The following is a 24,906-nucleotide window of genomic DNA, read 5'->3' on the forward strand; positions in this document are numbered from 1 at the left end:
AAGGGAAGACGAAGAAGATGACAACTAGAGAGTACGCGATACAGTGTTTTAAGGATGAGGCAGCAGCCGTAACAGGACTGATTGAGCAACTCAGTGACAGTTTTGACATGGCTGTACAGCTAATGTACGAATGCAAAGGCAAGGTAATCGTAACAGGTGTCGGCAAAAGTGGCCATATCGGAGCTAAGATTGCTGCTACCCTATCAAGTACCGGTACTCCTTCATTCTTCATTAATCCATTAGATGTATTTCACGGTGATTTAGGTGTTATGACACCCGAAGACGTAGTTCTAGCCATATCAAACTCCGGACAGACTGATGAGTTGCTGCGTTTCATTCCGATGGTTTTACACATGCATATCCCGATCATCGGCATGAGTGGAAATTCCGAATCGTTATTAGCCAAATACTCCACCTGTCATCTGAACGTCCGCGTGGAAAAGGAAGCATGCCCTCTTAACCTTGCGCCTACAAGTTCTACTATGGCAGAGATGGCCATGGGTGATGCGCTTGCTGTAGCCTTGATTGAAAAAAGAAACTTCCAACCGCATGACTTCGCCCAATTCCATCCCGGAGGAGAACTGGGGAAACGACTTTTGACAACTGCGCAAGACGTGATGCGTTCAGACGACATGCCCATACTTCCTCCCGAGATGCATCTCGGAGAGGCTATCATTCTGGTCAGCAAGGGGAAACTTGGACTTGGAATCGCTGAGGTAAACGGCAAGATCGTTGGTCTGATTACCGATGGTGATATCCGTCGTGCAATGGAGAAATGGCAGGCAGAATTCTTTGGCCGTACCGTTGAGGACATTATGACACGCACACCAAAGACAGTCAGACCTGACACAAAGATTACAGAGATACAGCAAATCATGAACAAATATAAAGTACACTCTGTACTGGTCACCGACAACGACGAACATTTGCTTGGAGTCGTCGACCACTACTCTTGTATGATATAACACGAAAACGAGCCTTATGAAAACAACCAAGAAAATATTATTAATCCTTTTACTTTTCCTGCCCTTGGCAGTTATAGCCGACCATCTGTTCAAAACGCTAGACGCACATGACGGTCTGACTTCTAGTCAAGTAAACTGCATATTGAAAGATTCACGAGGCTATGTCTGGTTCGGAACGCCGGCAGGCTTATATCGTTTCGACGGTTATACGTTCAAGAACTTTCAAAGCGACTCACAGGACGGCTCTTCGCTTAACGATAGTTATATTAATTCCATTCAAGAAACTCTCGACGGGAACCTATTAGTAGAAACTTCTTCTGGCTATTGTATCTATCACCCGCAAACCGAAAGCTTTGAGCGTGACATGAAACAGTCTTTCGCAAGAATGGGTATTGAAACTATCCCTAGCGTTGTCTTTATCGACCGACACAAGAACCTATGGGGAGCCATCCCCAACAAAGGTGTTGTATGCTATAACCAACAACAACAACTTCTTTATGAGTTTGGCTATACCGACGATGCTCATGGTGTTCCGCAAGGTGTCATCTGCTCTATTAGCGAATGCCGCGACGGAGCGATTATTGTCTACGATGATGGACGCATGGTATGCTGCGATGTCATGCATCAACAACATACTGTCTGGGCCACTCAAGGGCTTGCATCACTCAAACGACGTAAAAACAAGTCGCTGAGGGCATATGCCGACCAAATGGATAATATATGGCTTTACGGACAAGGCACTTTGGCGATGTACAATAAGGGTACAGATTCATGGGACACCTCTATCGGTGACCAGTTAGGACTGACCGGAGTCGGAGTAGATCGTAATATCAATGGTATGGCCGGTGATCGTAACGGAAACATCTGGATTGGCTCCGATCAACTCGGACTGCTTAAAATGAATGTTCATACCCACGTTGTGGAAGCGGTACAACCACGGAACATTAATGACAGTCAGTGGATCAAGGAGAAGATTAGCATCCAGAGTGTATATGTAGATGATACGGACCTAATATGGGTCGGTACAGAAAAATCAGGTGTGGCATACTCTGGCAACTACATCTACCGATTTGGATCAAACCTGAACGGTGATATCACAGCCATTGCACAAGATGCGAATGGAACCATCTGGTATGGAACAAGCGACAAAGGCGTTATAGGTTATGAGGGTGTAATGGCCAGCAAAAAGGTGGCCACTATGGCAACGACTCCAGACGGAAGTCTATGGGTGGGTTCGAAACGTAATGGTCTGACTCGAATCAAGAATGGAACGTCCACTATCTATTCTCTGGCAAAAGACAGTACCTCCACGTTGATTGATGATCATATCAATGCACTTTGCACAGACAAAATTGGCAACCTATGGATTGCCACTAACGGCGGTCTTCAGGTATATAATCCTCGGATGAACACTTTCTCCTCATATACTCGGGAGAACGGTAAACTCAACACGAATAACATCACGAGTTTGTACTACAACCATCATGGAAAATCTAACGATCTTTATATAGGCACATCTGAAGGATTGGTTATTTTGAACCTCTCCACAACCGATAAGACAGTCCTTACAGGAAATACAACAAACACAAAATCGTTTACAAACAATTTTATCACACAAGTACTCCAAGACTCACGTGGACTGATTTGGATTGGCACTCGCGAAGGTCTGAATATATTGAATCTGGAGAATGATACTCTGAACTACCTGACTGAAAAGCAAGGGTTATGTAACAATAACATCTGTGGTATCGCAGAAGATAAGAACCATAGTATATGGGTAACGACAAGCAGCGGTGTCAGCCGTATCGTCGTACAACGTAACCATGAAGATGGTTCGAATAACTACGGCCTATATAATTATACTACGGCAGATGGTCTGCAAAGCAACGAGTTCAATCCGGGATCTATACTTACGAGACAAGATGGCAATGTGCTTCTGGGCGGTCTCTATGGTGTAAACTGGGTGCTTCAGAAAACATCTGATGATAACGATGCCCTTCCACGCGTCATGCTGACACAATTATTCATCGGTGAAGAAGAGATCCTTACTGGTCACGAATACAATGAAAGGATTGTCTTGCCCCAGGCACTTAACGAGACCAATAAACTTGTTCTTGGGCACAACCAGAACACGTTTACGATAAAATTTGCTGCAGGAAACTACAACCAGAGCGAGCGTCTCCAGTTCATGTATTGGATGGAAGGTAAAGATGAGGACTGGCGCAATGGAAACGCTTTAACACATGGCGTTACCTTCAAAAACCTGAAAAGTGGCAAATATATCCTCCATGTAAAGGCCATCAGCGCAGAAGGTGCCGTCAGCAACCAGGAACGCAGACTGGAAATAATTATCGAACCACACTGGCTATTATCATGGTGGATGATTCTTGCATACATCATCCTTGCTCTAGTCGTTATCTACTTCTGGCGTATTGGCATCAAACAACTGGCAGTCATCAAGGCCAGGAAAAAAGCAGTAATCCGCGAACTCACCCTACAGAGAGAGGAGATTAAGGCAGCTAGCGAGGATCTACGACAACCGATGGCGCGAATGACCTCTATTATCGGCAACCTCTCAGAAAAAGAGAAATCGCTAGAGGAGAAAGAGCAGTTGAATGCGCTTCACTCCCAGATGTTACAAATCATCACCCGCGTAAGTGATATGCAAACCAACCTTGAGAATCCTGAGGAGAGAGCCAAGAATACTGTTCAAGACCGTTTGGAACTTAACGGCAGAGGAGAGATCGAATTACCCGAGATTATCAATCAGACGCTCACGTCAGATGCCGGCAGATCACGTGCCGCCCTTGACACGCCAACAATGAAGTTCACTGTGGTGATGATTGACGACAATGAAGAGTTTCTGAAGTTTGCCACCGCACGTCTACAGTATGTCTACGACTTCCACGCATACGATGACATTGAGAAAGCAGCCACCGACTTAGATGAAATGCGTTGTGACATCGTTGTCTGCAAACAAGACATGAAAGGAATGACTGGTAGCGATCTCTGTAATCAGTTGAAGATGGACATGAAAACCCAGAATATCAAATTCGTACTGATGACAGAAGGTGTTCTCACACCGCAAGATATGCGTTCTCAGAATATCACCCTCTCTGCTGATGATTATCTAGCCAAGCCTTTTAATCTACAGGAGGCTTCTATTCGTCTGAACAAACTCCTTGGTCTTGGTCCCATAGAGATGAATAGCAACCTGATTGAAGGAGCAGAGACCCGTATGTTGGAAGATAGGAACTCAAGTATGACTACTGCGACAGAAAGTTATAGCATTGGGGAATACTCTCCCCAAGACGATGGTGAAGCAGATGCTGACGATCCTATGAACAAGGTTGACACCAAAATCATTAAACGAACAGAAAGTCAATTAGTCACCCAAGTCACTGAGGAACAGGAGTATGGAGAGGAACAGACGTTGTCAGATTACTCCATGCTGGATGCCATGGATCAGCAACTGCTAAGGAACATCGAGCAGTATGTGATGCAAAATATGAGCCGTGGTCAGATTAGCCTTGAGGAAATGGCTACTGCTATGGGCATGGGACGTGTACCTTTCTTCCACAGAGTCCGTAACCTAACTAGCAAGACACCTGCGGAATTGGTGCGTGATATGCGTCTAAAGCATGCATGTATATTGCTGAAACGTACAAATATCAATATGAGTGAATTAGCCTCGAACATAGGTTTCATGACTGCCGAGAACTTCATCAATATCTTCAAGGAGAAGTTTGGTATGACACCACTCGAATACAGACTAAAGCATAGGAAATAATACGGTTCTGGTCTGTCACAGACAACACCGTCAATGAAGGGAAATGAATGATAATTGTTTTTTTAGAATGCGAGGAGAAAAGCTGACACAGAGGATTTGTCTATCATTCATCGTTCTTCTTTTTTCCTATAACATAGCGAATGCACAAAGTAGCGACTCCCTCATAGTAGAGAAGATGCGCCAACAAGGTATTGTCTTTACACATCATAACAGCGTACATCTTCTGATGTCTGGAAAAGAGAAGTTCGATGATATGTTCACCGCCATACGACAGGCAAAGAAAAGCATCCATCTGGAGTATTTCAATTTTCGCAACGACTCCATTGCAAATCTGCTCTTCGACATCTTAAAAGAGAAACGCAAGGAAGGAGTGGAAGTACGTGCCCTATTCGATGGTTTCGGAAACGATTCCAATAACCAACCGTTAAGGAAAGAGCACCTACGCAAATTACATGCAGACAGCATCAACATCTACGAATTCGACCCTATTCGTTTCCCGTGGTTTAATCACATATGGCCGCGCGACCATCGGAAGATTGTTGTTATCGATGGTGAGGTTGCCTATACAGGCGGTATGAATGTGGCCGACTATTACATCGTGGGTACAGAACAAGTAGGTGAATGGCGTGACATGCACTGTCGCATTGAGGGACCAGCTGTCAATGAATTACAAGACATTTTCTGTCGCATTTGGAAGAAAGTGACCAAAGAGGATATTACTGATGAGCAGTATTTCCGAGGAAAGGCTGCAGGAGATAAGATGGTGGGCATTGCCAACCGTGAGCCGCACATCTCAAACAAGATCATGCGTCGTTTTTACATCGACGCTCTGGATAAGGCAAAAGACTCCGTTAAGATTATCAACCCTTATTTCGTCCCTACGCCATCGATTATGAAGGCACTCAAGCGCACAGTTAAACGAGGGGTTAAGGTAGATATTCTCATCTCCGCAAAAAATGATATTCCACTCGTACCGGATATTGTTTTATATAATGCTCACAAGCTTATCAAGGAAGGCGCACATATATGGCGTTACCAACCTGGCTTTCACCACTCCAAGATTATGATGGTTGACGGTCTCTTCTGCACAGTTGGAAGCACCAACCTTGACGCACGTAGTCTGCGTTTCGACTATGAGATAAACGCCCTCATTATCGATAAAGCAATTACCCGTGAACTTGAGGATAAGTTCATACAAGACACGGGTAAAAGTGTCTATCTATCAGAAGATGAGTGGCAGAAATGCCGCACGAGATGGCAGAAAATCCGCGGATGGCTTGGTCATATGCTAACACCATTTCTATAACATATGAGTCGCGATACCACCATATCCATCTGTAAAGGCGTCGCTATCATCCTTATGGTCGTTGCGCATGCCGAGGCCCCTGGAGCGCTCTGTAAGTTTATCTTTGAGTTCCACATGCCGTTGTTCTTCATCACTGCCGGTTTCTTCTTTTCATTGAAATACTTAAATAATGAAGCGGAATTTATCAAGAAGCGTATCAAAGGATTGTACTTGCCTTTCGTCAAGTGGTCGGTATTCTTCTTGATTATTCATAACTGGATGTTCGACATTGGTATCCTCAATGAGAAATTCGGCAATGAGATGGGGGGTGTCACTCATCCCTATACATGGCATCAGATGCAACAAAATCTATGGCATATTATTTCATCCATGGGAGGTTACGATCAGTTCCTCTGCGGCGCTTTCTGGTTCTTCCGAGGATTATTTGTTGCCAGCATTCTCTATCTTATTATATATAAGGTGACAGATGCAGGACTCACCAAACTATCCCGTTGGTTCGGAAGAATTAAGATGTCCGACCTGACTCCATATATTGTTTGTCTGGTATTACTATTTCTCTGTGGATGGAAGACATACGAGGGTTTGAAGATTGTAACACTTGTACAAGGCGGCTACCGTGACATGATGGGGTGCTTCTTCTTCGGCTGCGGGTTTATCTTCCGACAATATGTAAGCAGATATCGGACGTTTATGGACAGACACTACATGTCCGTTCTTTCTACGTTTCTGTTTGCACTCATCGTCTTTATGTTCTCAAAACACCTGACAGCAAATATGAACTGGCGATCTACCTACGTTCAATTTCTTTCCCTTCCGATCCCCGCCATCCTCGGTTTCCTTATGACATATAATATCAGCCGTTGGCTTGATAGGCATGAAGGATGGCTGAAACGGTTTCTAGTGTATACCGGAGACCATACACTCAACATCTTCATCTTCCATATCGTCGCCTATAAAACAGTTAGTCTCATCAAAATATGGTATTACCACCTAGACACCCAACAAATTGGATGTCACATGGTCATTCATGATTATTCACAACAAGATTTATTCTGGATTCTCTACACGATTGCCGGTGTTGGAATACCTCTTTTTTTCACTAAACTTAGCGAGATCATAAGAGAGAAAATCAAAGCAAGTAGAGCATCATCTGGATCTCTGCCTCTGTGATACCCTTGGCCAGTATCAGCGGACGCTCCTCAAGGATCGCATCCGAACTTTTTTCTGTCTCTTTCAAATAACGACGAAAACAATCAACAGCTTTGTCTACATGCCCCCCAAACCATAAGCAATAGCCATAATTCAACAAGTCGACATGCTTATAATCATCTGTAGATATCAGTTGATCATATATTTTATCAGCTTGATCATACTTTCCATTACATGTCAGAGCCCATGCCAATGACCTACGAACTTCTAGATCATCTGGATACTCATAGTTCAGACGGAAATACTGCTGTTGAGCTTCTTCATAGCGTTGAAGTCGCAAAAGGCACAAGGCCCTAAAGGATAGATAGATACGTTTATCTGATCGGAGTTCTAACAGTCTATTGCAGACATCCAACGCTTCCACAAAATGCTCCGATGCTATCAGCCCACGCATATACCCGAAAAGCGCACGCTCGTGGTCTGGTTTCTGTAGCAGAGCTTTCGCATAATATTCCGCCGGATCAGTCTTCTTTACTTTACTTCCTGCAACCACATCATAGCCTTTCTGGGCAAGATAGCCTGCCATCATATAATATCGGAAATCACGGCGAAGCTCTCCATAATTCTTCAGCAAACGACAAGCATCGTAGTTTCTATTCTTCTTGATCAAGAAAGAAACCACTTCACTAAAGTGTTCTTCTAATGGGGTATTCGAGAACAGTCGATTAGCGAAGAAAAGATACCCTCCACTGTCCTGACCGAAAACATCAGTAAGCTCACTACGTTTCGGATATATTCTGGAATAACGATAAAGATCCTGCAAATAGATACGACGGATGTACGCAGAACTATGAATGTCTTCCTCACCAAAATCATCTAAAGGTAATTCGCCACGCTCCATCATCTTACGCACCTGTGGTGGAATCTGTCCCATCACCTGTTCAAATGCAAGCATAAAAGAATACTTATCACTGTTACAGAACGTGCCTTTCGTCATCATATCTTGTAGGAATCGAAGTCCTTGCATTTTCTCTGCAGCAGAGGCAATATCCGGATGATCAATATAGAACGGCACAAACCAGTTTGAGAGCTCCTGGAAGAAGGGGAATCGTTTCATTCGCGAGAATCCACCGAAATAGATGTCCGATCCTTGTTGTTTCATCTCCTGCATTTTTAGGAAACTGGCTTCTATATTCTCAATGGTCTGCTCGGCTTCTTCTGGGTAAAGAATATCATGGAGAGCCTCATCATCAATATGATCAACTCCACCGATAGACTCCTGTATCTTCTGTTGTTTCAACAGGTCTGGCATGATCTCCTGCTGAATCGTCTGATGGTCTTTCTCAGCATTAATACAGTAGATCATCTGTTCCTGCAACTCCGTCAACTCCCGACAACAGTTCTCATCCTTAAGCAACTCCTTTACCAAAAATATTTGCTCTGGGTATATTTCCCGTCCGATCTCTTCATTTAAGGCGAATACCCATCCGACAAGAGCACGCTGTCTGACAGCCTCATCCGTTGTCTGCTGATAGACATGCACCAACAAACGGAATTTCGCCATATCAAAATGCTCTATGAGAGAAAGCATGATTACACTAACAATCAACTGCTGATCATTCGTGTCGACAGTCGGTGAAAGAAGAATACCCTCCATGGCTCCGGCAAAACCGTCAGACCACACCGAGGATGTCAGAATGAAATCAAAGAGTCCCGCCATCAACTGCTGATGCCGTACATATATCTCCCTACGACTATCTTGTGACATGCGACCTGTCTCCAGACTTAGCATGGCAACATCCGACACAAACGACTCCAATTCTTCCCTAATAACCTGAGGAGACCAATCTCTAGCTGATATATGCACACGCATATGGATTGATGACAAGAATGAGGAATGACCAATAGCATAGCTGATGGCTATATTTGTATAGAGCACATACATCCGTTGCAACAGTTTATCATAAAGGGAATTCAACTGTGGATCTTTGAAACCCTTTCGCCAATAGTCAACCATCGTCTGATAATCGGTCTTAATGGCGAAAAGCCTATCAGTGTTCACCTGATGAGGATGAACGGAAAGAAAAGACTCCATTGCCTGTATTGCTTCACCGAGATTTCTCTCTATCAAACGGTCTAGAACCAAGTTGAGCGCTTCATTCTGTATCATAGCTGTTTTTTATGAAGCCATTCCCTGACTTTCTCAACATCCTTCTCTCGAGGAAGAGCATATGTATATTTCAAAGTATCTGGAAGGGCTTTCAAGGTTTGATTGGAAATACCATAGTATTTCTTTACGATTTGTCTATAATGACCAATTCCCATTCGGTTGATGGAATCACAGGCTGCACGATAGCCTTTCATGAAGGCTTCTATCTGCTGTTTCCGTTTCGGATGATCCATACCCTCCTTGCGGAAGGCGACAACGCCAAGATGAAAGTCAAGTTTTCGTGTATCAAGCAATACCTTATGTTTAGCTAACAACGCCTGCGTGGCCTGAGGCTCCGTCAGCAACAAGGCATCCATCACATTATTCTCCAACATCTTCAGACGAACATTCACATCATTGACCTGTATACGGAAAACACGCTCGCTCTTTAGTCTGGCACTATCGACCGCCAGATCGCCCAACATATCTGTGGCAGAATAGCGTGTCATAGCAAGCATCTTATCATCAAGATGTTTCAATTGGGTCACACGTGACTGTCTGTTGCCAATCAAGAGCCAATAGGCATTTGTGGAAGAAACATACTTCAAGGGCATCCCGCTTTTAATCATCCGCTCGGCTCTGACCAAATCTGTGAAAGCACCCTCCACCCTACCTCGCAAAAGCGCTGTGTCGCAGTCCATCTGAGCAGCAAACCGCTTCAAACGAATGTCCACAGCCGAATCAAAAAGATGACACTCTTTGGCGACAAAAACAGGCAGGCAGTCAAGTGTAGGCATCACAGCAATCTTCAACGCAGCTGAGTCCTCACGCGCCAACTGAAGACGCTGCTGCCGTGACAGACGCTTTGTCTCCTCATATGACTGCCCACAACCTATGAGCATCAATACTGTCAAAATACCTATAACAAGTCTCTTCATTAGTTTGCAAAGATACAACATTTATATGGAACAAAAAGACACAAAGACACAAAGAAAAGTTAAAAAGGAGAAAAACATCATATCTTTATGGTTCTGTCTTCACTTTTATATCTATCTTTGCAATACTATGGCAAAAGACAAGATTGCATACGTATGCTCTAACTGCGGCCAAGAGTCGCAAAAGTGGATAGGCAAATGTCCATCATGCGGACAATGGAACACGTTCAAGGAAATCCGGATAGCCAATGATACGGGTACGCAGGCTGCACGTTCTGCTGCAGCCTCGCTCCGAAGCGGTGTACAGTCCCATACACAAGGGAACCACGTGCTTCGTCTGAAGGACATTTCCAATCATGACGATCCTCGAATCGACATGCATGACGAAGAATTAAATCGTGTACTCGGTGGGGGACTCGTTCCTGGGAGTATTATCCTTCTGGGTGGTGAACCAGGCATCGGTAAGTCCACCCTATCCCTCCAAACGATGCTCAGCATGCCTGATAAGCGAATTCTCTATGTCAGCGGAGAAGAGAGTGCACACCAACTAAAGATGCGCGCCAATCGTCTTACGACAAACAGGACATCTGCCGACAATTTGTCTAATGGTCTTGACAACTTCCTCATTCTCTGTGAAAACTCCCTTGAGCATATATTCGATCATATCAAAGCAGAACAACCTGAGATTGTCGTTATAGACTCCATCCAGACCATCATGACCGAAGATGTGGAATCTTCAGCTGGATCCATCGCCCAGGTGCGTGAGTGTGCTTCTGCCTTACTCCGTTTTGCAAAGTCAAGTGGTGTACCCGTCATCCTGATCGGACACATCACGAAGGAAGGCACACTGGCTGGTCCAAAGATTCTGGAACATATCGTCGATACCGTTATTCAGTTTGAAGGCGACCAGCATTACATGTACCGTATCCTCCGTTCTATGAAGAACCGTTTCGGCTCAACTTCCGAACTAGGCATCTATGAAATGCAGCAGAACGGACTAAGGCAAGTCAGCAATCCTTCCGAGCTACTGCTCACACAAGATCACGAAGGATTATCAGGAATCGCCATTTCCTCAGCCATCGAAGGTGTTAGACCTTTCTTAGTAGAGACACAGGCCCTCGTCTCCACAGCAGCTTACGGTACTCCCCAACGTTCTGCCACAGGCTTTGATCAACGAAGATTGAACATGCTCTTGGCTGTCCTCGAGAAACGTGTGGGTTTCAAGCTCATGCAAAAGGATGTGTTCATCAACATCGCAGGTGGCCTTAGGGTGACAGATCTGGCCATTGATCTATCAGTCATCGCTGCCGTTCTTTCTTCGAATGTTGACACACCCATCGAAAGCGGTTGGTGTATGGCTGGTGAGGTTGGCCTCTCTGGAGAGGTCCGTCCTGTCAACCGTATCGAACAAAGAATCGCCGAGGCCGAGAAACTCGGCTTCAGCGATATGATTATTCCGAAGTATAATATGCAGGGGATAGATGCAAAAAAATACCACATCACCCTTCACCCTGTCCGCAAGGTCGAGGAAGCCCTTCGCCTGCTCTTCGGCTAGCCTTCATATACGGTCGGATCGTCAATGCCGGCATCGGCTAAGGCCTCTTTCCGCTCAACACATGTGCCGCACTTTCCACAGTGTTTTTCGCCGCCTTTATAGCAACTCCACGTTTCCGCGTAATCAAGGCCGAGTTCTTTACCTCTACGGGCAATCTCTCCTTTCGACCAGTTAACAAATGGCGTGAGCAATCCGACATTTACAAATGTACCAGCCCGAGAAGCCTCATCAAAGGCTTCCACGAACTGAGGCGTACAGTCTGGATAGATCGTATGATCTCCTCCATGATTGGCCATCATCACAAAGCGAAGTCCGTTACTTTCTGCCATACCCACAGCGATGGCAAGCATAATACCATTGCGGAAGGGCACAACTGTCGAACGCATGTTCTCATCTGCATAATGCCCTTCAGGTATAGCCTCTGCACCTTCCAGCAGCGAACTTCTGAAATATTGCGCCATAAAGTCGAGAGGTATCACCACATGTTTGATGCCTAACCGCTCACAATGTAACTTGGCAAAGGGTATCTCACGAGCATTATGATTACTCCCATAGTCGAACGAAACAGCCAAGGCGATACGCTCCTGTTGATCGTAGAGCAGTGTCACAGAATCCATGCCACCACTCAGTATGATAATCGTGTCTTTTTTCATTCCGGCCGCAAAGTTACGGCTTTTTTCTTAGTTTTTGTCAACTCCGCCTTACATTATTATTATAGGTACGCAAAAAAGACTTAAATAATCCATTATCAATCGTTAATTATCAATTAAATGTCGTAAATTTGCACGCGCATTAAAATTGAGTAGTTCACATTAATTAAATTATACACAGCTATGACAATCAACGAATTCAACTTTGCCGGTAAGAAGGCAATCGTACGTGTAGATTTTAACGTACCCCTCGATGAGAATGGTAAGATCACTGACGACACCCGTATCCGCGGTGCCCTCCCCACTCTTAAGAAGATTCTGGCCGACGGTGGTGCTACCATCATCATGAGCCACATGGGCAAGCCCAAAGGTAAGGTAGATGCAAAGAAGTCACTCGGTCAGATCCGCGAGGCTGTTGAGAAGGCACTGGGTGTCCCTGTTGCTTTCGCTCCCGACTGCGCTAAGGCTGCAGATGCTGCTAAGGCTCTGAAGATGGGTGAGGCTCTGCTGCTCGAGAACCTTCGTTTCTATCCTGAGGAAGAGGGTAAGCCTGTAGGTATCGACAAGGCTGATCCTGCATACGACGAGGCTAAGAAGGCTATGAAGGCCAGCCAGAAAGAGTTTGCAAAGACGCTTGCCAGCTACGCTGACTGCTACGTAATGGATGCCTTCGGTACAGCTCACCGCAAGCACGCTTCTACCGCTGTTATCGCTGATTACTTCGACGCTGACAACAAGATGCTGGGTCTGCTGATGGAGAAGGAGGTTCAGGCTGTTGATGCCGTTCTCTCTAACATCAAGCGTCCTTTCGTTGCTATCATGGGTGGTTCTAAGGTATCTTCTAAGATCGGTATCATCGAGAACCTGCTCGGTAAGGTTGATAAGCTCATCCTCTGCGGTGGTATGACCTACACCTTTGCTAAGGCTCACAATGGTGAGATTGGTGATTCAATCGTTGAGCTCGACAAACTGGATGTAGCTCTGGGTGTTGAGGAGCTGGCTAAGAAGAACGGTGTTGAGCTCGTTCTGGGTTCTGACTGCACCGCTACTAACGGTCTCGACTTCGGCACGATGAGTGTCAAGGAGGGTGCTCAGATCATCACCTGCCCTGCAAACCAGGTTCCCGCAGGTTTCGAGGGTGTTGACGCTGGTCCCGAGAGCCAGAAGGCATTTGCCGAGGCTATCAAGGGTGCTAAGACAATCCTATGGAACGGCCCTGCTGGTGTGTTCGAGTGCGACGCCTTCACTGCAGGTTCACGTGCCATCGGTGAGGCTATCGCTAAGGCAACAGCTGAAGGTGCGTTCTCACTGATCGGTGGTGGCGACTCTGTAGCTTGTGTCAACAAATTTGGTCTGGCCGACCAGGTATCTTACATCTCTACTGGTGGTGGTGCTCTGCTCGAGGCCATCGAGGGTAAGGTTCTCCCCGGCGTAGCCGCTATTAAGGGCGAGTAATAAGAAACTCTTTAATAACAATAATGATGGCTGCAGCGCTTATGGCTTGCAGCCATCATACTTTTAAAAAGGGGGAAACTAAGGCGACTGCCGAGTTCTGTACACCTATAGATACTTTATCTTTTAGTTTGAATGATGAACGGAGTTCTCATTTCTTACGGAATGTCTCACGTTTCATCTTGGCATCGAAGAGCCATTTGATTAGACGAGGATGATGCATACCCCATCGGATCAATCGCCAGCCACAAGGACTGAAGAAGAACTTAAAGACATTCACCTGGTGTTCCATCTTACGGAACACCTCTTTATTGGTCTCGGTGAAAGGCTTATTCTCAACTATAGCACGCTGTGCATTGGCGGCTGTCTTGAAAGCATCGTAGAGTCCTTCACCTGTCAACTTGTTGGCAAAGCCGCCGGCATCACCGATAAGTATGACATTATCAACAGTCGACTGTACAGTATTCAAAGGAATATAGGCGCCACGGATGCGTCCTACAGGTATGCCGAAGGTTGTCAGGGCCTCACGGAACTTCTCTCTATGACGAGGGAAGTCCTCGTTCGACTCCAACGCTGCGAAACCATACATATCGCGCCCCTTACTGGAGAACTTATAGAACACGCCGGGCTTGTAATTATTTGAGAAATGAACGAACACATCGTCATCAGTCTCTCCCTCGTTGTACTGCTCGAGAAAGAGAGCATGCAACTTCGGCGCTCCGGTCATCTGACGACGAATAAGACTGTTGGCACCATCAGCGGCTACCAGATAACGACAGGAGATCTGATCACCTGATTTCAGGGTGACGAGAATACGACCATCGGTCTGCTGCTCGAATCGGGCGAAGGAACCCTTGATGAGCTCACCGCCATGATTCATATAATACTGCAGCAGTGTATAATCAAAGTCCTTACGGCGCGTCATACGGATCTCATACTCAGAATGGAACTCGCACACGGGATCGTTCTCGAACTGGCAACGCATACGGTAGATAGGACGGTAATCATACTTGATGCCTGGCAACAACTGGTCGAGCAGGCGCCAAGCCTTCACAGTCAGTCCGCCACCACACACCTTGTCGCGTGGAAACGTTGCCTGATCAACGATCACACAATCAACACCCGCCTGCTTCAGCAGACTACCACATACCGAACCGGCAGGACCGGCTCCAACAATCAAAACGTCTATATTCTTCATTTCTTAAAAAAAGTTTCTCGTTTCATCTTTGCCTCGAAGGCCCACCTTACCAATCCAGGATGACCGCACAACCACCTGAGTATGGCGAAGCCAAACGAACTGAAGAAGACCCTGCCCAATCGCTCTTCCTTCTTCATTTTCCTAAATATAGGAGCATTCACCTCACGGAAAGACCGTCCACTGGTAATAGCCTCCGCAGCATTCCGGGCGGTTCTGAAGGCATCAAATAGTCCCTCACAGGTACAACGGTTTGCAAATCCACCGGCATCACCTATCAGGATCACATGATCATGCATGGGATAATCGTTGGAAAGATAGATGAAGGCACCACGCGCTTTTCCATCTGCGATATTGTTCAGTTGCATCACCTTACGGAATTTCTCCGGGGTGGTCGACACATCACCGAAGCCCACCACATCAAACGCCTTATTGGGGAAACGGAAGAAATAACCACCAGTGTCATACGACTGCGACAAAACCACATCGACACCATTGTCTCCGCTTTTCTCGACATACTGTTCCATCGCGAGGATACCACGCTCAGTATCAGGCTTCAGACAGCGGCGCACACGACTGTTCGAGCCATCGGCCCCCACCAGATAACGACAGGCAATCTCCTCTCCCGATTTCAGTCTGGCAACAATCTGCCCGTTCTGTTCCTCAAAACGCTCGAACGCAGCCTGCTGAAAGGCGCCACCAACCGATATGTACTGCTTCAGCAAATCATGGTCGAAATGCTTACGCTGAACGATACGGAGGGGCTCCTTGGTATCAAACTCGCAATGCGCCTTGTTGTCAATAGAAAGACGGATATGTCCTACTGTGTTATAATCATAATGGAGACCCGGCACTAACTGGTCGAGCAGACGACACGTCTTCGAACTGAGTCCACCACCACAGACCTTATCCCGAGGAAAGGTCGCATGATCAACCACCAGACAGTCAACCCCCGCCTTCTTAAGGAGGTATCCACAAACGGAGCCGGCTGGACCGGCTCCGACAATCAGTACATCTACATGCTTCATTTATTCTTTGTCTAACAATATCTTCATCATCTCGACGGCAGCCTTCGCCACAGAGGTACCAGGACCGAAGATGGCAGCCACGCCAGCCTTATAGAGGAAGTCATAGTCCTGGGCAGGAATCACACCACCGGCGATAACCATAATGTCCTCACGACCCAATTTCTTCAACTCCTCAATCAACTGCGGGATGAGCGTCTTATGACCAGCGGCGAGTGAAGAAGCACCCACACAGTGCACATCATTCTCCACAGCCTCACGAGCCGCCTCGGCGGGCGTCTGGAACAGCGGTCCCATATCCACGTCAAAACCACAGTCGGCATAGCCGGTGGCCACAACCTTAGCACCACGGTCATGCCCATCCTGTCCCATCTTTGCGATGAAGATACGAGGACGACGACCTTCCTTCTCTGCGAACTCATCAGTCAGCTTACAAGCCAACTCGAAGTCGCTGTCGTTCTTTGATTCTGAACTATACACACCTGAAATTGTTCTGATTACTGCTTTATAACGGCCTACGATCTCTTCGCAGGCATCACTGATCTCACCTAGCGTACAGCGCAACTGGGCAGCCTTGACGGCGAGGTCGAGCAGGTTGCTCTTACTCTTCTTACCCTCGCTGAACTCACGTACGCAGTCGGTGATGGCCTTCAGGGCTGCCTGACAGGCAGCCTCGTCGCGCTTGCTGCGCACCTCCTTCAGACTCTCCTCCTGTTGCTTACGCACAGCGGTGTTGTCCACTTCAAGGATATCGATTGGATCCTCATGTTCCAGACGGTACTTGTTAGTACCAACGATGGTCTGCACACCAGAGTCGATACGAGCCTGGGTACGAGCTGCAGCCTCCTCGATACGCATCTTGGGCAGACCGGTCTCAATAGCCTTGGCCATACCGCCCAACTTCTCGATCTCCTGGATATGCTCCCAAGCCTTATGTACGAGTTCATTGGTCAGGGTCTCAACATAGTAGCTACCAGCCCACGGATCGATCTGCTTACAGACCTTTGTCTCGTTCTGGATGTATATCTGAGTATTACGAGCGATACGAGCCGAGAAGTCGGTAGGCAGTGCGATAGCCTCGTCAAGGGCATTGGTATGCAACGACTGGGTGTGTCCCAGTACGGCAGCCATGGCCTCGATACAGGTTCGTCCCACATTATTGAAGGGATCCTGTTCGGTGAGCGACCAACCAGATGTCTGCGAGTGGGTACGCAGTGCCAGCGACTTCGGGTTCTTGGCACCGAAGCTCTTCACGATCTTCGCCCACAGCAGTCGACCTGCACGCATCTTGGCTATCTCCATGAAGTGGTTCATGCCGATGGCCCAGAAGAAACTCAGTCGCGGTGCAAAAGCATCCACGTCGATGCCAGCATTCACACCCGTACGAAGGTAGTCCATACCATCGGCCAGGGTGTAGGCCAACTCGATATCTGCCGTAGCTCCTGCCTCCTGCATGTGATAACCCGAGATCGAGATACTGTTGAACTTCGGCATCTTCTGTGAGGTATACTCGAAGATATCGGCGATAATCTTCATCGAGAAGGCAGGGGGATAAATATAGGTATTACGCACCATAAACTCCTTCAGGATATCGTTCTGGATAGTACCAGCCATCTCCTCGAGCTGTGCGCCCTGCTCCAGACCAGCCACGATGTAGAAGGCCAGGATGGGCAACACGGCACCGTTCATGGTCATCGACACTGACATCTTGTTGAGAGGGATGCCACCAAAGAGCACCTTCATGTTCTCCTCGTTGCAGATACTCACACCAGCCTTGCCCACATCACCCACTACACGGGCGTTGTCGGGGTCATAGCCACGATGGGTCGGCAGGTCGAAGGCAACACTCAGACCCTTCTGGCCAGAAGCCAAGTTACGACGATAGAAAGCGTTCGATTCCTCGGCCGTTGAGAATCCGGCATACTGTCGGATAGTCCACGGTTTAAACGGATACATCATCGAGTACGGACCACGCAGATAGGGAGGGATACCGGCTGTGAAGTCGAGGTGCTCCATCCCTTCGAGGTCTTCCTTCGTATAGACCGGTCTCACCTCAATATGCTCGGGCGTCTTCCAGTTCTCTACGATCCCATTATCCTTAATCCACTTGGCACCATCCTGAGCCTTGATGCCCGCGTAGATATCTATATCTTTAAATTGTTTACGCATCATTCAATCTCCTATTCTTTTAGATACCAAGTTTCTGATTATACTCTTTTAAAGTCTCGAGGACATTACACTTCACATGGATGTAGTTCTCGATGCCGGCAGCCTTCAGGTCCTCCATGCAAGCAGGAGCACCAGCCACGACAAACATCGCACGACCGTCCAAATACTTAAAGGCTGGGATAGCATACTCGGCATACTCATCATCCGAAGAGCAGATTACCACGATATCAGCCTTAGCCTCGAGCGCCGCGTCGACACCTTCCTCAACGGTCTTGAAACCGAGATTATCGATGACCTTGTAACCAGCACAGGCGAGGAAGTTACACGAGAACTGTGCACGAGCCTGACGCATGGCCAGATTACCAATAGTCAACATAAAGGCTGTAGGCACCTTCGTCTCCTCGGTATGGATGCGCAGGTCCTCGAAGTCAGCCGCCAGACGGGTACTCTCGATCGTCTTCAGCGAAACGCTATCCCCGCCATGATGATGAGCGCCACCACAACCGCACACATGATGATAGGCGCGCTTACCCTCACTCTTCTCTGTGAAGTTAGGGAACTGGTTGGTACCCAACAGGAACTCCTTGCGCTTAGCAGCATCGCCATGACGCTTCACGTTCGTGGCGTTAATATCATCCTGGATGGTGCCGGCCTTCACAGCGGCAAGGAAACCACCCTCATCTTCCACCTTCAGGAAGATCTTCCAGGCCTCGGTGGCCAACGCATCAGTAAGGTGCTCGATATAATAAGAGCCTGCCGACGGGTCGACGATACGGTCGAAATGACTTTCCTCCTTGATCAGCAACTGCTGGTTGCGGGCAATACGCTCCGAGAAATCCGTGGCCTCTTCGTAGGGCGCGTCGAACGGAGTAACTACCATCGAGTGCACGCTCCCTAAGGCAGCGCTCATAGCCTCTGTCTGCGAACGCAGCAGGTTCACGTACGAATCAAACAGTGTCTGATTATATGTCGAGGTGGTCGCATTGATGATCATCTTACAAGCACAGTCGCACTTCGGCTCATACTGCTTCACGATCTGAGCCCAGAGCAGACGGGCGGCACGGAACTTGGCAATCTCCATGAAGTAGTTCTCGGAAACGCCCATATTGAACTTGATGCTCTTAGCTGCCAGATCCACATCGACTCCGGCATCCGTGAGCTGTTGCAGATACTCATTACCCCAGGCCAGTGCATAGCCCAACTCCTGAACGATATAGGCACCGGCATTATTGAGTGCATCACTATGAACTACGATACCACGGAAATGAGGATACTCCTTGAGCGACTCTGCCAGTTTAGGACCGAACGCCAATACTGCGGATACATCTTTTCCTTTCAGTACCATCTTCTTCATGGGGTCCCACTCGATAGAGCCAACGATCTTTTCCTTGTCGTAGCCTTTCCTCTGCCAATAGGTCTTCAGGATCTCAGCGAGTTCGAGCGAGTGACGCTGACAGGTCGAGAAGTTCACCTCGACACATTCGCAATAGATACCCTCGAGCAGCGTTGATACCGTCTCCATAGACACGATCTTGCCAGGGATGTGGAATCCTAGCGAGTCGACTCCCTTGTTCAGGATGTCAAGAGCCTTGGCATTGGCGGCCTTCGGGTCACTAGCCTCGATATTCTGACGGACATACCACTCGTTAGAGTCCTTCTTGTTACCCCGCACGAACGGGAACTCACCCGGGAGTGCGTCGGGGGTCTTCAGGTTCGCCAGGTCTTCCCGGCGATAGAAGGGCTGCACATTAAAACCTTCATTTGTTCTCCATACCAGTCGTTTCTGGAAGTCGGCACCCTTCAGGTCGACCTCAATCTTGTCGAGCCATTCTTGGGTTGTCGGCGCCGTAAACTCGGTAAAGAGCTTCTCTTTGTTTTCCATCATACGTATAAATTATATATAAGTTTGTTTTAAGTTTTAAATTGGTTCTTGCTTACTATTACTATTAGGCTACAAAGTTACGAAATATTTAAGCAATTAACCACAATGAATTGTGAAAGAAATAAAAAATCAGTTTTTATTCAATATTTAATATATAAAATACTTGTCATGCGCATTTTTTTAAGTAACTTTGCAGTCAAATTTGGGATTAGTAAAAGTTAGTAATTGGATATGGATTCTTTTCAATGGTTGAAGGACCTGTTTACGGCCACAGATTCCGTAGCGCATATTGTTCTGCTCTACGCCATCGTCATCGCCATCGGTGTTTATTTAGGAAAGATTAAGTTGTTCGGTATCTCCCTGGGAGTGACCTTCGTTCTCTTCGCCGGTATCATCGCCGGACATGTCGGCTTCACAGCCCCGACACCTATTCTCACCTTTGTACAGGACTTCGGTCTGATCCTCTTCGTCTTCATGATTGGTATGCAGGTAGGCCCGGGCTTCTTCGAGAGTTTCGGCATGGCCGGCATCAAGCTCAACGGACTGGCTGCCATCGCCATTCTGCTGAACATCGTGGTGATGTTCGCCTGTTACTATCTGTTCTTCGATACCAGCGACGTGACCAACCTGCCTATGATGGTTGGAACGCTCTATGGTGCTGTGACCAACACCCCCGGACTCGGTGCTGCCAACGAGGCGCTCACCTCTGTGTTCCCGCAAGGAGCACCCCAGATCGCATCGGCCTATGCGTGCGCCTACCCCCTTGGTGTGCTGGGCATCATCGGTGCCACCATATTAATAAGGTACATCTGCAAGGTGAAGCTCGAGAAGGAGGAAGCCCAACTGAAATGCATGGAGGAGACCAATGTCAACAGAAAGCCCTATAAGATGCACCTCGAGGTGACCAACAAATATCTGGAGGGCAAGACCCTGTTGCAGGTACATGACTTCTTGAACCGTGACTTCGTTTGCTCTCGCATCGTACATAACGGTGAGCTCTCGATACCCAACCGTGACACGGTGTTCCATGTGGGCGACCAGATGCTGATCGTCTGCGCCGAGGCCGACTACGAGGCCATCGTCGCCTTCATCGGTCCTATCATCGATATCGACTTCGAGCAACAAGACCAGCCGCTCGTATCGAAGCGCATTCTTATTACCAACCCGAAGGTGAATGGCAAGACCCTGGCATCCATGCACTTCTCAAGTGTGCATGGTGTGAACGTCACCCGTGTGACACGTCATGGCATGGATCTCTTTGCCTCAGCCGCACTACCCCTGCAGGTGGGCGACCGCATCATGGTCGTTGGTCCCGAGGATGCCGTCGACCGCGTAGCCGGAAAGATGGGTAACAGCATCCGCCGCCTCGAGGCACCTAACATCGCCACCATCTTCGTGGGCATCTTCCTCGGACTGATCTTCGGTTCCCTGCCCTTGGTCATCCCCGGCATGCCTGTGCCCGTGAAGCTCGGACTGGCTGGCGGTCCACTGATCATCGCCATCCTCATCGGCCGCTATGGCTATAAGATTCACCTGGTCACCTATACGACCACCTCGGCCAATATGATGCTGCGAGAGATCGGACTGGTACTCTTCCTCGCCTCGGTAGGCATCAAGGCAGGTGCCAACTTCTTCGAGACGGTCATCCAAGGCAACGGACTGCTGTTCGTACTCACAGGTTTCCTGATCACGATCATCCCTATCCTGATCATCGGCCCCATCGCACGCCTCCGTTACCGTTTCAACTACTTCACCATCGCAGGTATGATTGCTGGTACCTATACCGACCCCCCTGCCCTGGCCTATGCCAACAGCATCTGCTCTAAGGAGGCCCCGGCCGTAGGTTACTCCACGGTCTATCCGCTGGCTATGTTCCTTCGCATCTTCACCGCCCAGATCATCGTCCTGTTCTTCTGTGGCTAGGGTGCTGAACAGACTGACACAAAAAACAATAACTTATATAATAATACAAAAACCAGAATGAAAAAAACATTACTACTGCTCGGCGGTGCGCTGCTCAGTGTCTCGGGGATGTTTGCTCAGGGAGCCAAGAACATCCGGATCAACGAGGTGCTGACCAATAACACTGCCAGCGTCGTGGACGAATACGGCAGTCGTGAAGCATGGATAGAGCTGGAGAACACCTCGTTCACCACCTATAACATCCGTGGCATGTACTTCACCACCGACCGCTCCGTCCTAGACCCGCAGATGAGTGTTCCCGAGCGCATCAAACGTATGAGCGTCATCCCCAGTGGTGATCCCCGCACACAGATTGGCGGTCGGCAGCATCTTGTCTTCTTCTGCAACTCCAACCCTGCACAGGGTAAGCTGCATCTCTCACTCCCAATGCCCATCTCCGAACCCGTATGGTTGGCGCTTTACAACGGCAACGCCACCGAGCTTATCGACTCGGTAAGCATCCCGGCACTGGTCGCCGACCAGAGTTACGCACGCCATGCCAGTGGCTGGAGCGTGAAGTCGGCCGACAATGTCACTCCAGGCATTGAGAACTTCATCAAGACCGACGAGACCAAGGATGCCAAGCTGAAGCGCGACGATCCCCACGGCTTCGGCATCACACTGCTGGCCATGGGCATCGTGTTTTTCTGTCTGGCTGTACTCTTCGTGTTCTTCTGGCTCTTCGGCCTTATCATGCGACATATCGATACGGCGCGCAAGGTCGTCAACACCCAGCCCATCAAGGCTGTCACGAAGACCGTCGAGGTGACCCACGACCTCGCACATGCCACGGGCAATCTCCTGCAGGATGGTCTTAAAACCAAGGGTATCGACAAAGAAGTCTATATCGCTGTCATATCCTTGGCACTCAAGCAGTACCAGGACGATGTGCACGATGTGGAGAGTGGCATCATCACCATCAAGTCGAAAGAAACCGACTGGAGCTATGAGTACACCCAGATGACCCACTTCCACGATCCGCTTCAACCGCAGGATCACACGGCGCCGGTGATTCCAACGACCCCGGATATGAGATAGTGTATCGCAGTTTTTATAGTTTTACAGATTATAGCAGAAAAGATGAACAAGTATCAATATAGAGTACAAGGCGTCGACTACGACGTTGAGATAGAAGAAGTAGAGGGCAACATCGCCAAGGTGAATGTCAACGGCATCCTCTTTGACGTGGAGATGAAACAGCCCATCAACCCCGCCAGCACCCTGAAGAAGGTGCATGTCGAGGCTCCCAAGCCCGTGGCCCGTCCGGCCGTGGCTCCCGAGGTGGCTCCTGCCGCCAGTAAGCCGATGGCAGCAGGTACAGGCTCGGCTGTCAAGGCCCCACTGCCAGGCACCATCACCGACGTGAAGGTAGCCGTGGGCGACAGTGTCAAGCGCGGCGATGTCGTGCTGGTGCTCGAGGCCATGAAGATGCAGAACAATATCGAGTCTGAGTACGAGGGAACAGTCACATCCATCACCGTCAAGCAGGGCGAGAGTGTCATGGAAGGCACCGTCCTCATGACCATCGGATAGCATTAATCAATAGTCTACTCACATGGATCTCGGACAATTTATCATACAGAACTTCCATGAGTTCCTCACCTATACGGCATTCGCCAATGCCACCGTCGGGAACCTCATCATGATTGTGGTGGGAGCCTTCTTCATCTGGCTCGCCATCAGGAAAGACTTTGAACCACTCCTGCTGGTACCCATCGGACTGGGTATCATCCTGGGTAACATCCCCTTCCGCGCTGATGCCGGACTGGAGATCGGTCTCTACGAAGACAACTCCGTGCTGAACATCTTCTATCAGGGCGTACGACAAGGGTGGTATCCACCCCTTATCTTCCTCGGCATCGGTGCCATGACCGACTTCTCAGCGCTGCTGGCCAATCCCAAGCTTATGCTCATCGGCGCCTCCGCACAGTTTGGTATCTTCGGTGCCTATATGGTAGCGCTGGCCATGGGCTTCGAACCCTCACAGGCAGCAGGCATCGCCATCATCGGTGGTGCCGACGGTCCTACCGCCATCTTCCTGTCGAGTAAGCTCTCGCCCAACCTCATGGGTGCCATCGCCGTATGCGCCTACTCGTATATGGCCCTCGTGCCAGTGATACAGCCGTTCATCATGCGCCTGCTCACCACGAAGAAAGAGCGCGTCATCAAGATGAAGCCCGGCCGTGAGGTGTCACAGACCGAGCGCATCCTCTTCCCCATCATCGGTCTGCTGCTCACCACGTTCATTGTGCCCTCCGGCCTGCCGCTGTTGGGTATGCTGTTCTTCGGCAACCTGCTCAAGGAGAGTGGAAAGACCACCCGTCTGGCCAAGACCGCTGGCGCTGCCCTCAACGACATCGTGGTCATGCTGCTCGGCCTTACCGTCGGCTGCTCCACCCAGGCCAGCGAGTTCCTCACGATGAACACCATCAAGATCTTCGCCCTCGGTGCCATGGCCTTCATGATAGCCACCGCCTCCGGTGTATGCTTCGTCAAGATCATGAACCTCTTCCTGCCAGAAGGTAAGAAGCTCAATCCGCTGATCGGTAATGCCGGTGTGAGTGCTGTGCCGATGGCCGCACGTATCAGTAATAACCTCGGTCTCGAGTACGACCGCCACAACTTCCTGCTCATGCATGCCATGGGTCCGAATGTGGCTGGTGTCATCGGCTCGGCCGTAGCTGCCGGCGCTCTGCTCGGCTTCCTTTCATAGAATAACCAC

17 protein-coding genes are annotated in these 24,906 nt (G+C 48.6%); 10 read left to right on the forward strand and 7 right to left on the reverse strand.

The window, feature by feature from the left end:
- The first annotated feature begins 17 nt into the window (after window positions 1–17).
- From BLU99_RS03585 to BLU99_RS03600, 4 genes are all read left to right on the forward strand, one after another.
- Complete coding sequence (locus tag BLU99_RS03585) at window positions 18–965, forward strand: KpsF/GutQ family sugar-phosphate isomerase (RefSeq protein WP_091899778.1); 948 nt, start codon at window positions 18–20, stop codon at window positions 963–965.
- Window positions 966–981: 16 nt separating this feature from the next.
- Window positions 982–4,755, forward strand: a complete 3,774-nt coding sequence (locus tag BLU99_RS03590; RefSeq protein ID WP_091899779.1) for a two-component regulator propeller domain-containing protein — start codon at window positions 982–984, stop codon at window positions 4,753–4,755.
- Between the two features lie 67 nt (window positions 4,756–4,822).
- Entirely contained in the window at window positions 4,823–6,061 is a 1,239-nt protein-coding gene (gene cls, locus BLU99_RS03595; protein ID WP_091899780.1) for a cardiolipin synthase, read from the forward strand.
- Window positions 6,062–6,064: 3 nt separating this feature from the next.
- Window positions 6,065–7,231, forward strand: coding sequence for an acyltransferase family protein (locus tag BLU99_RS03600; RefSeq protein WP_091899781.1), 1,167 nt, complete (start codon window positions 6,065–6,067; stop codon window positions 7,229–7,231).
- On the opposite strand, the gene BLU99_RS03605 is transcribed toward BLU99_RS03600, so the two are convergent.
- Window positions 7,191–9,380: a tetratricopeptide repeat protein gene (locus BLU99_RS03605; protein ID WP_091914727.1), complete on the reverse strand. Its 2,190-nt coding sequence runs from the start codon at window positions 9,378–9,380 to the stop codon at window positions 7,191–7,193. The genes BLU99_RS03600 and BLU99_RS03605 overlap by 41 nt on opposite strands.
- Window positions 9,377–10,297 carry an ABC transporter substrate-binding protein gene (locus BLU99_RS03610; protein ID WP_091899783.1) on the reverse strand — a complete coding sequence of 307 codons (921 nt, stop codon included), beginning with the start codon at window positions 10,295–10,297 and terminating at the stop codon, window positions 9,377–9,379. Before BLU99_RS03610 ends, BLU99_RS03605 begins: the two co-directional genes overlap by 4 nt.
- A gap of 127 nt (window positions 10,298–10,424) precedes the next feature.
- On the opposite strand from BLU99_RS03610, the gene radA reads away from it, so the two are divergent.
- Window positions 10,425–11,849, forward strand: a complete 1,425-nt coding sequence (radA, locus tag BLU99_RS03615; RefSeq protein WP_091899784.1) for a DNA repair protein RadA — start codon at window positions 10,425–10,427, stop codon at window positions 11,847–11,849.
- On the opposite strand, the gene queC is transcribed toward radA, so the two are convergent.
- Complete coding sequence (gene queC / locus BLU99_RS03620; RefSeq protein WP_091899785.1) at window positions 11,846–12,502, reverse strand: 7-cyano-7-deazaguanine synthase QueC; 657 nt, start codon at window positions 12,500–12,502, stop codon at window positions 11,846–11,848. The genes radA and queC overlap by 4 nt on opposite strands.
- 180 nt (window positions 12,503–12,682) lie before the next feature.
- Here queC and pgk point away from each other — a divergent pair, with 180 nt between their 5' ends.
- Complete coding sequence (pgk, locus tag BLU99_RS03625; RefSeq protein WP_091899786.1) at window positions 12,683–13,954, forward strand: phosphoglycerate kinase; 1,272 nt, start codon at window positions 12,683–12,685, stop codon at window positions 13,952–13,954.
- A 148-nt stretch (window positions 13,955–14,102) separates the two neighbouring features.
- Here the strand turns inward: pgk and BLU99_RS03630 are convergent, their stop codons facing one another.
- Genes BLU99_RS03630 through mutA form a run of 4 tightly spaced genes read right to left on the reverse strand, consistent with a single transcriptional unit; the run spans window position 14,103 to window position 20,225 of the window.
- Window positions 14,103–15,149, reverse strand: coding sequence for an NAD(P)/FAD-dependent oxidoreductase (locus tag BLU99_RS03630; RefSeq protein WP_091899787.1), 1,047 nt, complete (start codon window positions 15,147–15,149; stop codon window positions 14,103–14,105).
- On the reverse strand, window positions 15,146–16,174 hold the full coding sequence (locus tag BLU99_RS03635) for an NAD(P)/FAD-dependent oxidoreductase (RefSeq protein ID WP_091899788.1): 1,029 nt from the start codon (window positions 16,172–16,174) through the stop codon (window positions 15,146–15,148). Before BLU99_RS03635 ends, BLU99_RS03630 begins: the two co-directional genes overlap by 4 nt.
- Entirely contained in the window at window positions 16,175–18,340 is a 2,166-nt protein-coding gene (gene scpA / locus BLU99_RS03640) for a methylmalonyl-CoA mutase (RefSeq protein ID WP_091899789.1), read from the reverse strand.
- Between the two features lie 19 nt (window positions 18,341–18,359).
- Window positions 18,360–20,225, reverse strand: a complete 1,866-nt coding sequence (gene mutA / locus BLU99_RS03645; RefSeq protein ID WP_091899790.1) for a methylmalonyl-CoA mutase small subunit — start codon at window positions 20,223–20,225, stop codon at window positions 18,360–18,362.
- A 228-nt stretch (window positions 20,226–20,453) separates the two neighbouring features.
- On the opposite strand from mutA, the gene BLU99_RS03650 reads away from it, so the two are divergent.
- Genes BLU99_RS03650 through BLU99_RS03665 form a run of 4 tightly spaced genes read left to right on the forward strand, consistent with a single transcriptional unit; the run spans window position 20,454 to window position 24,897 of the window.
- Complete coding sequence (locus BLU99_RS03650; RefSeq protein ID WP_091899945.1) at window positions 20,454–22,145, forward strand: putative transporter; 1,692 nt, start codon at window positions 20,454–20,456, stop codon at window positions 22,143–22,145.
- Window positions 22,146–22,202: 57 nt separating this feature from the next.
- Window positions 22,203–23,222 (forward strand): OadG family protein, encoded by a 1,020-nt coding sequence (locus BLU99_RS03655; RefSeq protein ID WP_091899791.1) that lies wholly within the window; start codon window positions 22,203–22,205, stop codon window positions 23,220–23,222.
- Window positions 23,223–23,264: 42 nt separating this feature from the next.
- Window positions 23,265–23,717, forward strand: coding sequence for a biotin/lipoyl-containing protein (locus BLU99_RS03660; RefSeq protein ID WP_091899792.1), 453 nt, complete (start codon window positions 23,265–23,267; stop codon window positions 23,715–23,717).
- A gap of 22 nt (window positions 23,718–23,739) precedes the next feature.
- Window positions 23,740–24,897, forward strand: a complete 1,158-nt coding sequence (locus BLU99_RS03665; protein WP_091899793.1) for a sodium ion-translocating decarboxylase subunit beta — start codon at window positions 23,740–23,742, stop codon at window positions 24,895–24,897.
- Window positions 24,898–24,906: the final 9 nt, after the last annotated feature.

Origin of the sequence: Prevotella sp. lc2012 (assembly GCF_900107065.1) — a bacterium.
Classification (GTDB): Bacteria; Bacteroidota; Bacteroidia; order Bacteroidales; family Bacteroidaceae; genus Prevotella.

What these genes read in the sequence shown, in the direction of transcription:
- BLU99_RS03635 (WP_091899788.1), bottom strand. Translation starts at nt 16,174, where the DNA reads ATGAAGCATGTAGATGTACTGATTGTCGGAGCCGGTCCAGCCGGCTCC.
- scpA (WP_091899789.1), bottom strand. Translation starts at nt 18,340, where the DNA reads ATGCGTAAACAATTTAAAGATATAGATATCTACGCGGGCATCAAGGCT.
- BLU99_RS03610 (WP_091899783.1), bottom strand. Translation starts at nt 10,297, where the DNA reads ATGAAGAGACTTGTTATAGGTATTTTGACAGTATTGATGCTCATAGGT.
- cls (WP_091899780.1), top strand. Translation starts at nt 4,823, where the DNA reads ATGCGAGGAGAAAAGCTGACACAGAGGATTTGTCTATCATTCATCGTT.
- BLU99_RS03605 (WP_091914727.1), bottom strand. Translation starts at nt 9,380, where the DNA reads ATGATACAGAATGAAGCGCTCAACTTGGTTCTAGACCGTTTGATAGAG.
- mutA (WP_091899790.1), bottom strand. Translation starts at nt 20,225, where the DNA reads ATGATGGAAAACAAAGAGAAGCTCTTTACCGAGTTTACGGCGCCGACA.
- pgk (WP_091899786.1), top strand. Translation starts at nt 12,683, where the DNA reads ATGACAATCAACGAATTCAACTTTGCCGGTAAGAAGGCAATCGTACGT.
- BLU99_RS03590 (WP_091899779.1), top strand. Translation starts at nt 982, where the DNA reads ATGAAAACAACCAAGAAAATATTATTAATCCTTTTACTTTTCCTGCCC.
- BLU99_RS03655 (WP_091899791.1), top strand. Translation starts at nt 22,203, where the DNA reads ATGAAAAAAACATTACTACTGCTCGGCGGTGCGCTGCTCAGTGTCTCG.
- radA (WP_091899784.1), top strand. Translation starts at nt 10,425, where the DNA reads ATGGCAAAAGACAAGATTGCATACGTATGCTCTAACTGCGGCCAAGAG.
- BLU99_RS03665 (WP_091899793.1), top strand. Translation starts at nt 23,740, where the DNA reads ATGGATCTCGGACAATTTATCATACAGAACTTCCATGAGTTCCTCACC.
- BLU99_RS03660 (WP_091899792.1), top strand. Translation starts at nt 23,265, where the DNA reads ATGAACAAGTATCAATATAGAGTACAAGGCGTCGACTACGACGTTGAG.
- BLU99_RS03650 (WP_091899945.1), top strand. Translation starts at nt 20,454, where the DNA reads ATGGATTCTTTTCAATGGTTGAAGGACCTGTTTACGGCCACAGATTCC.
- queC (WP_091899785.1), bottom strand. Translation starts at nt 12,502, where the DNA reads ATGAAAAAAGACACGATTATCATACTGAGTGGTGGCATGGATTCTGTG.
- BLU99_RS03600 (WP_091899781.1), top strand. Translation starts at nt 6,065, where the DNA reads ATGAGTCGCGATACCACCATATCCATCTGTAAAGGCGTCGCTATCATC.
- BLU99_RS03630 (WP_091899787.1), bottom strand. Translation starts at nt 15,149, where the DNA reads ATGAAGAATATAGACGTTTTGATTGTTGGAGCCGGTCCTGCCGGTTCG.
- BLU99_RS03585 (WP_091899778.1), top strand. Translation starts at nt 18, where the DNA reads ATGACAACTAGAGAGTACGCGATACAGTGTTTTAAGGATGAGGCAGCA.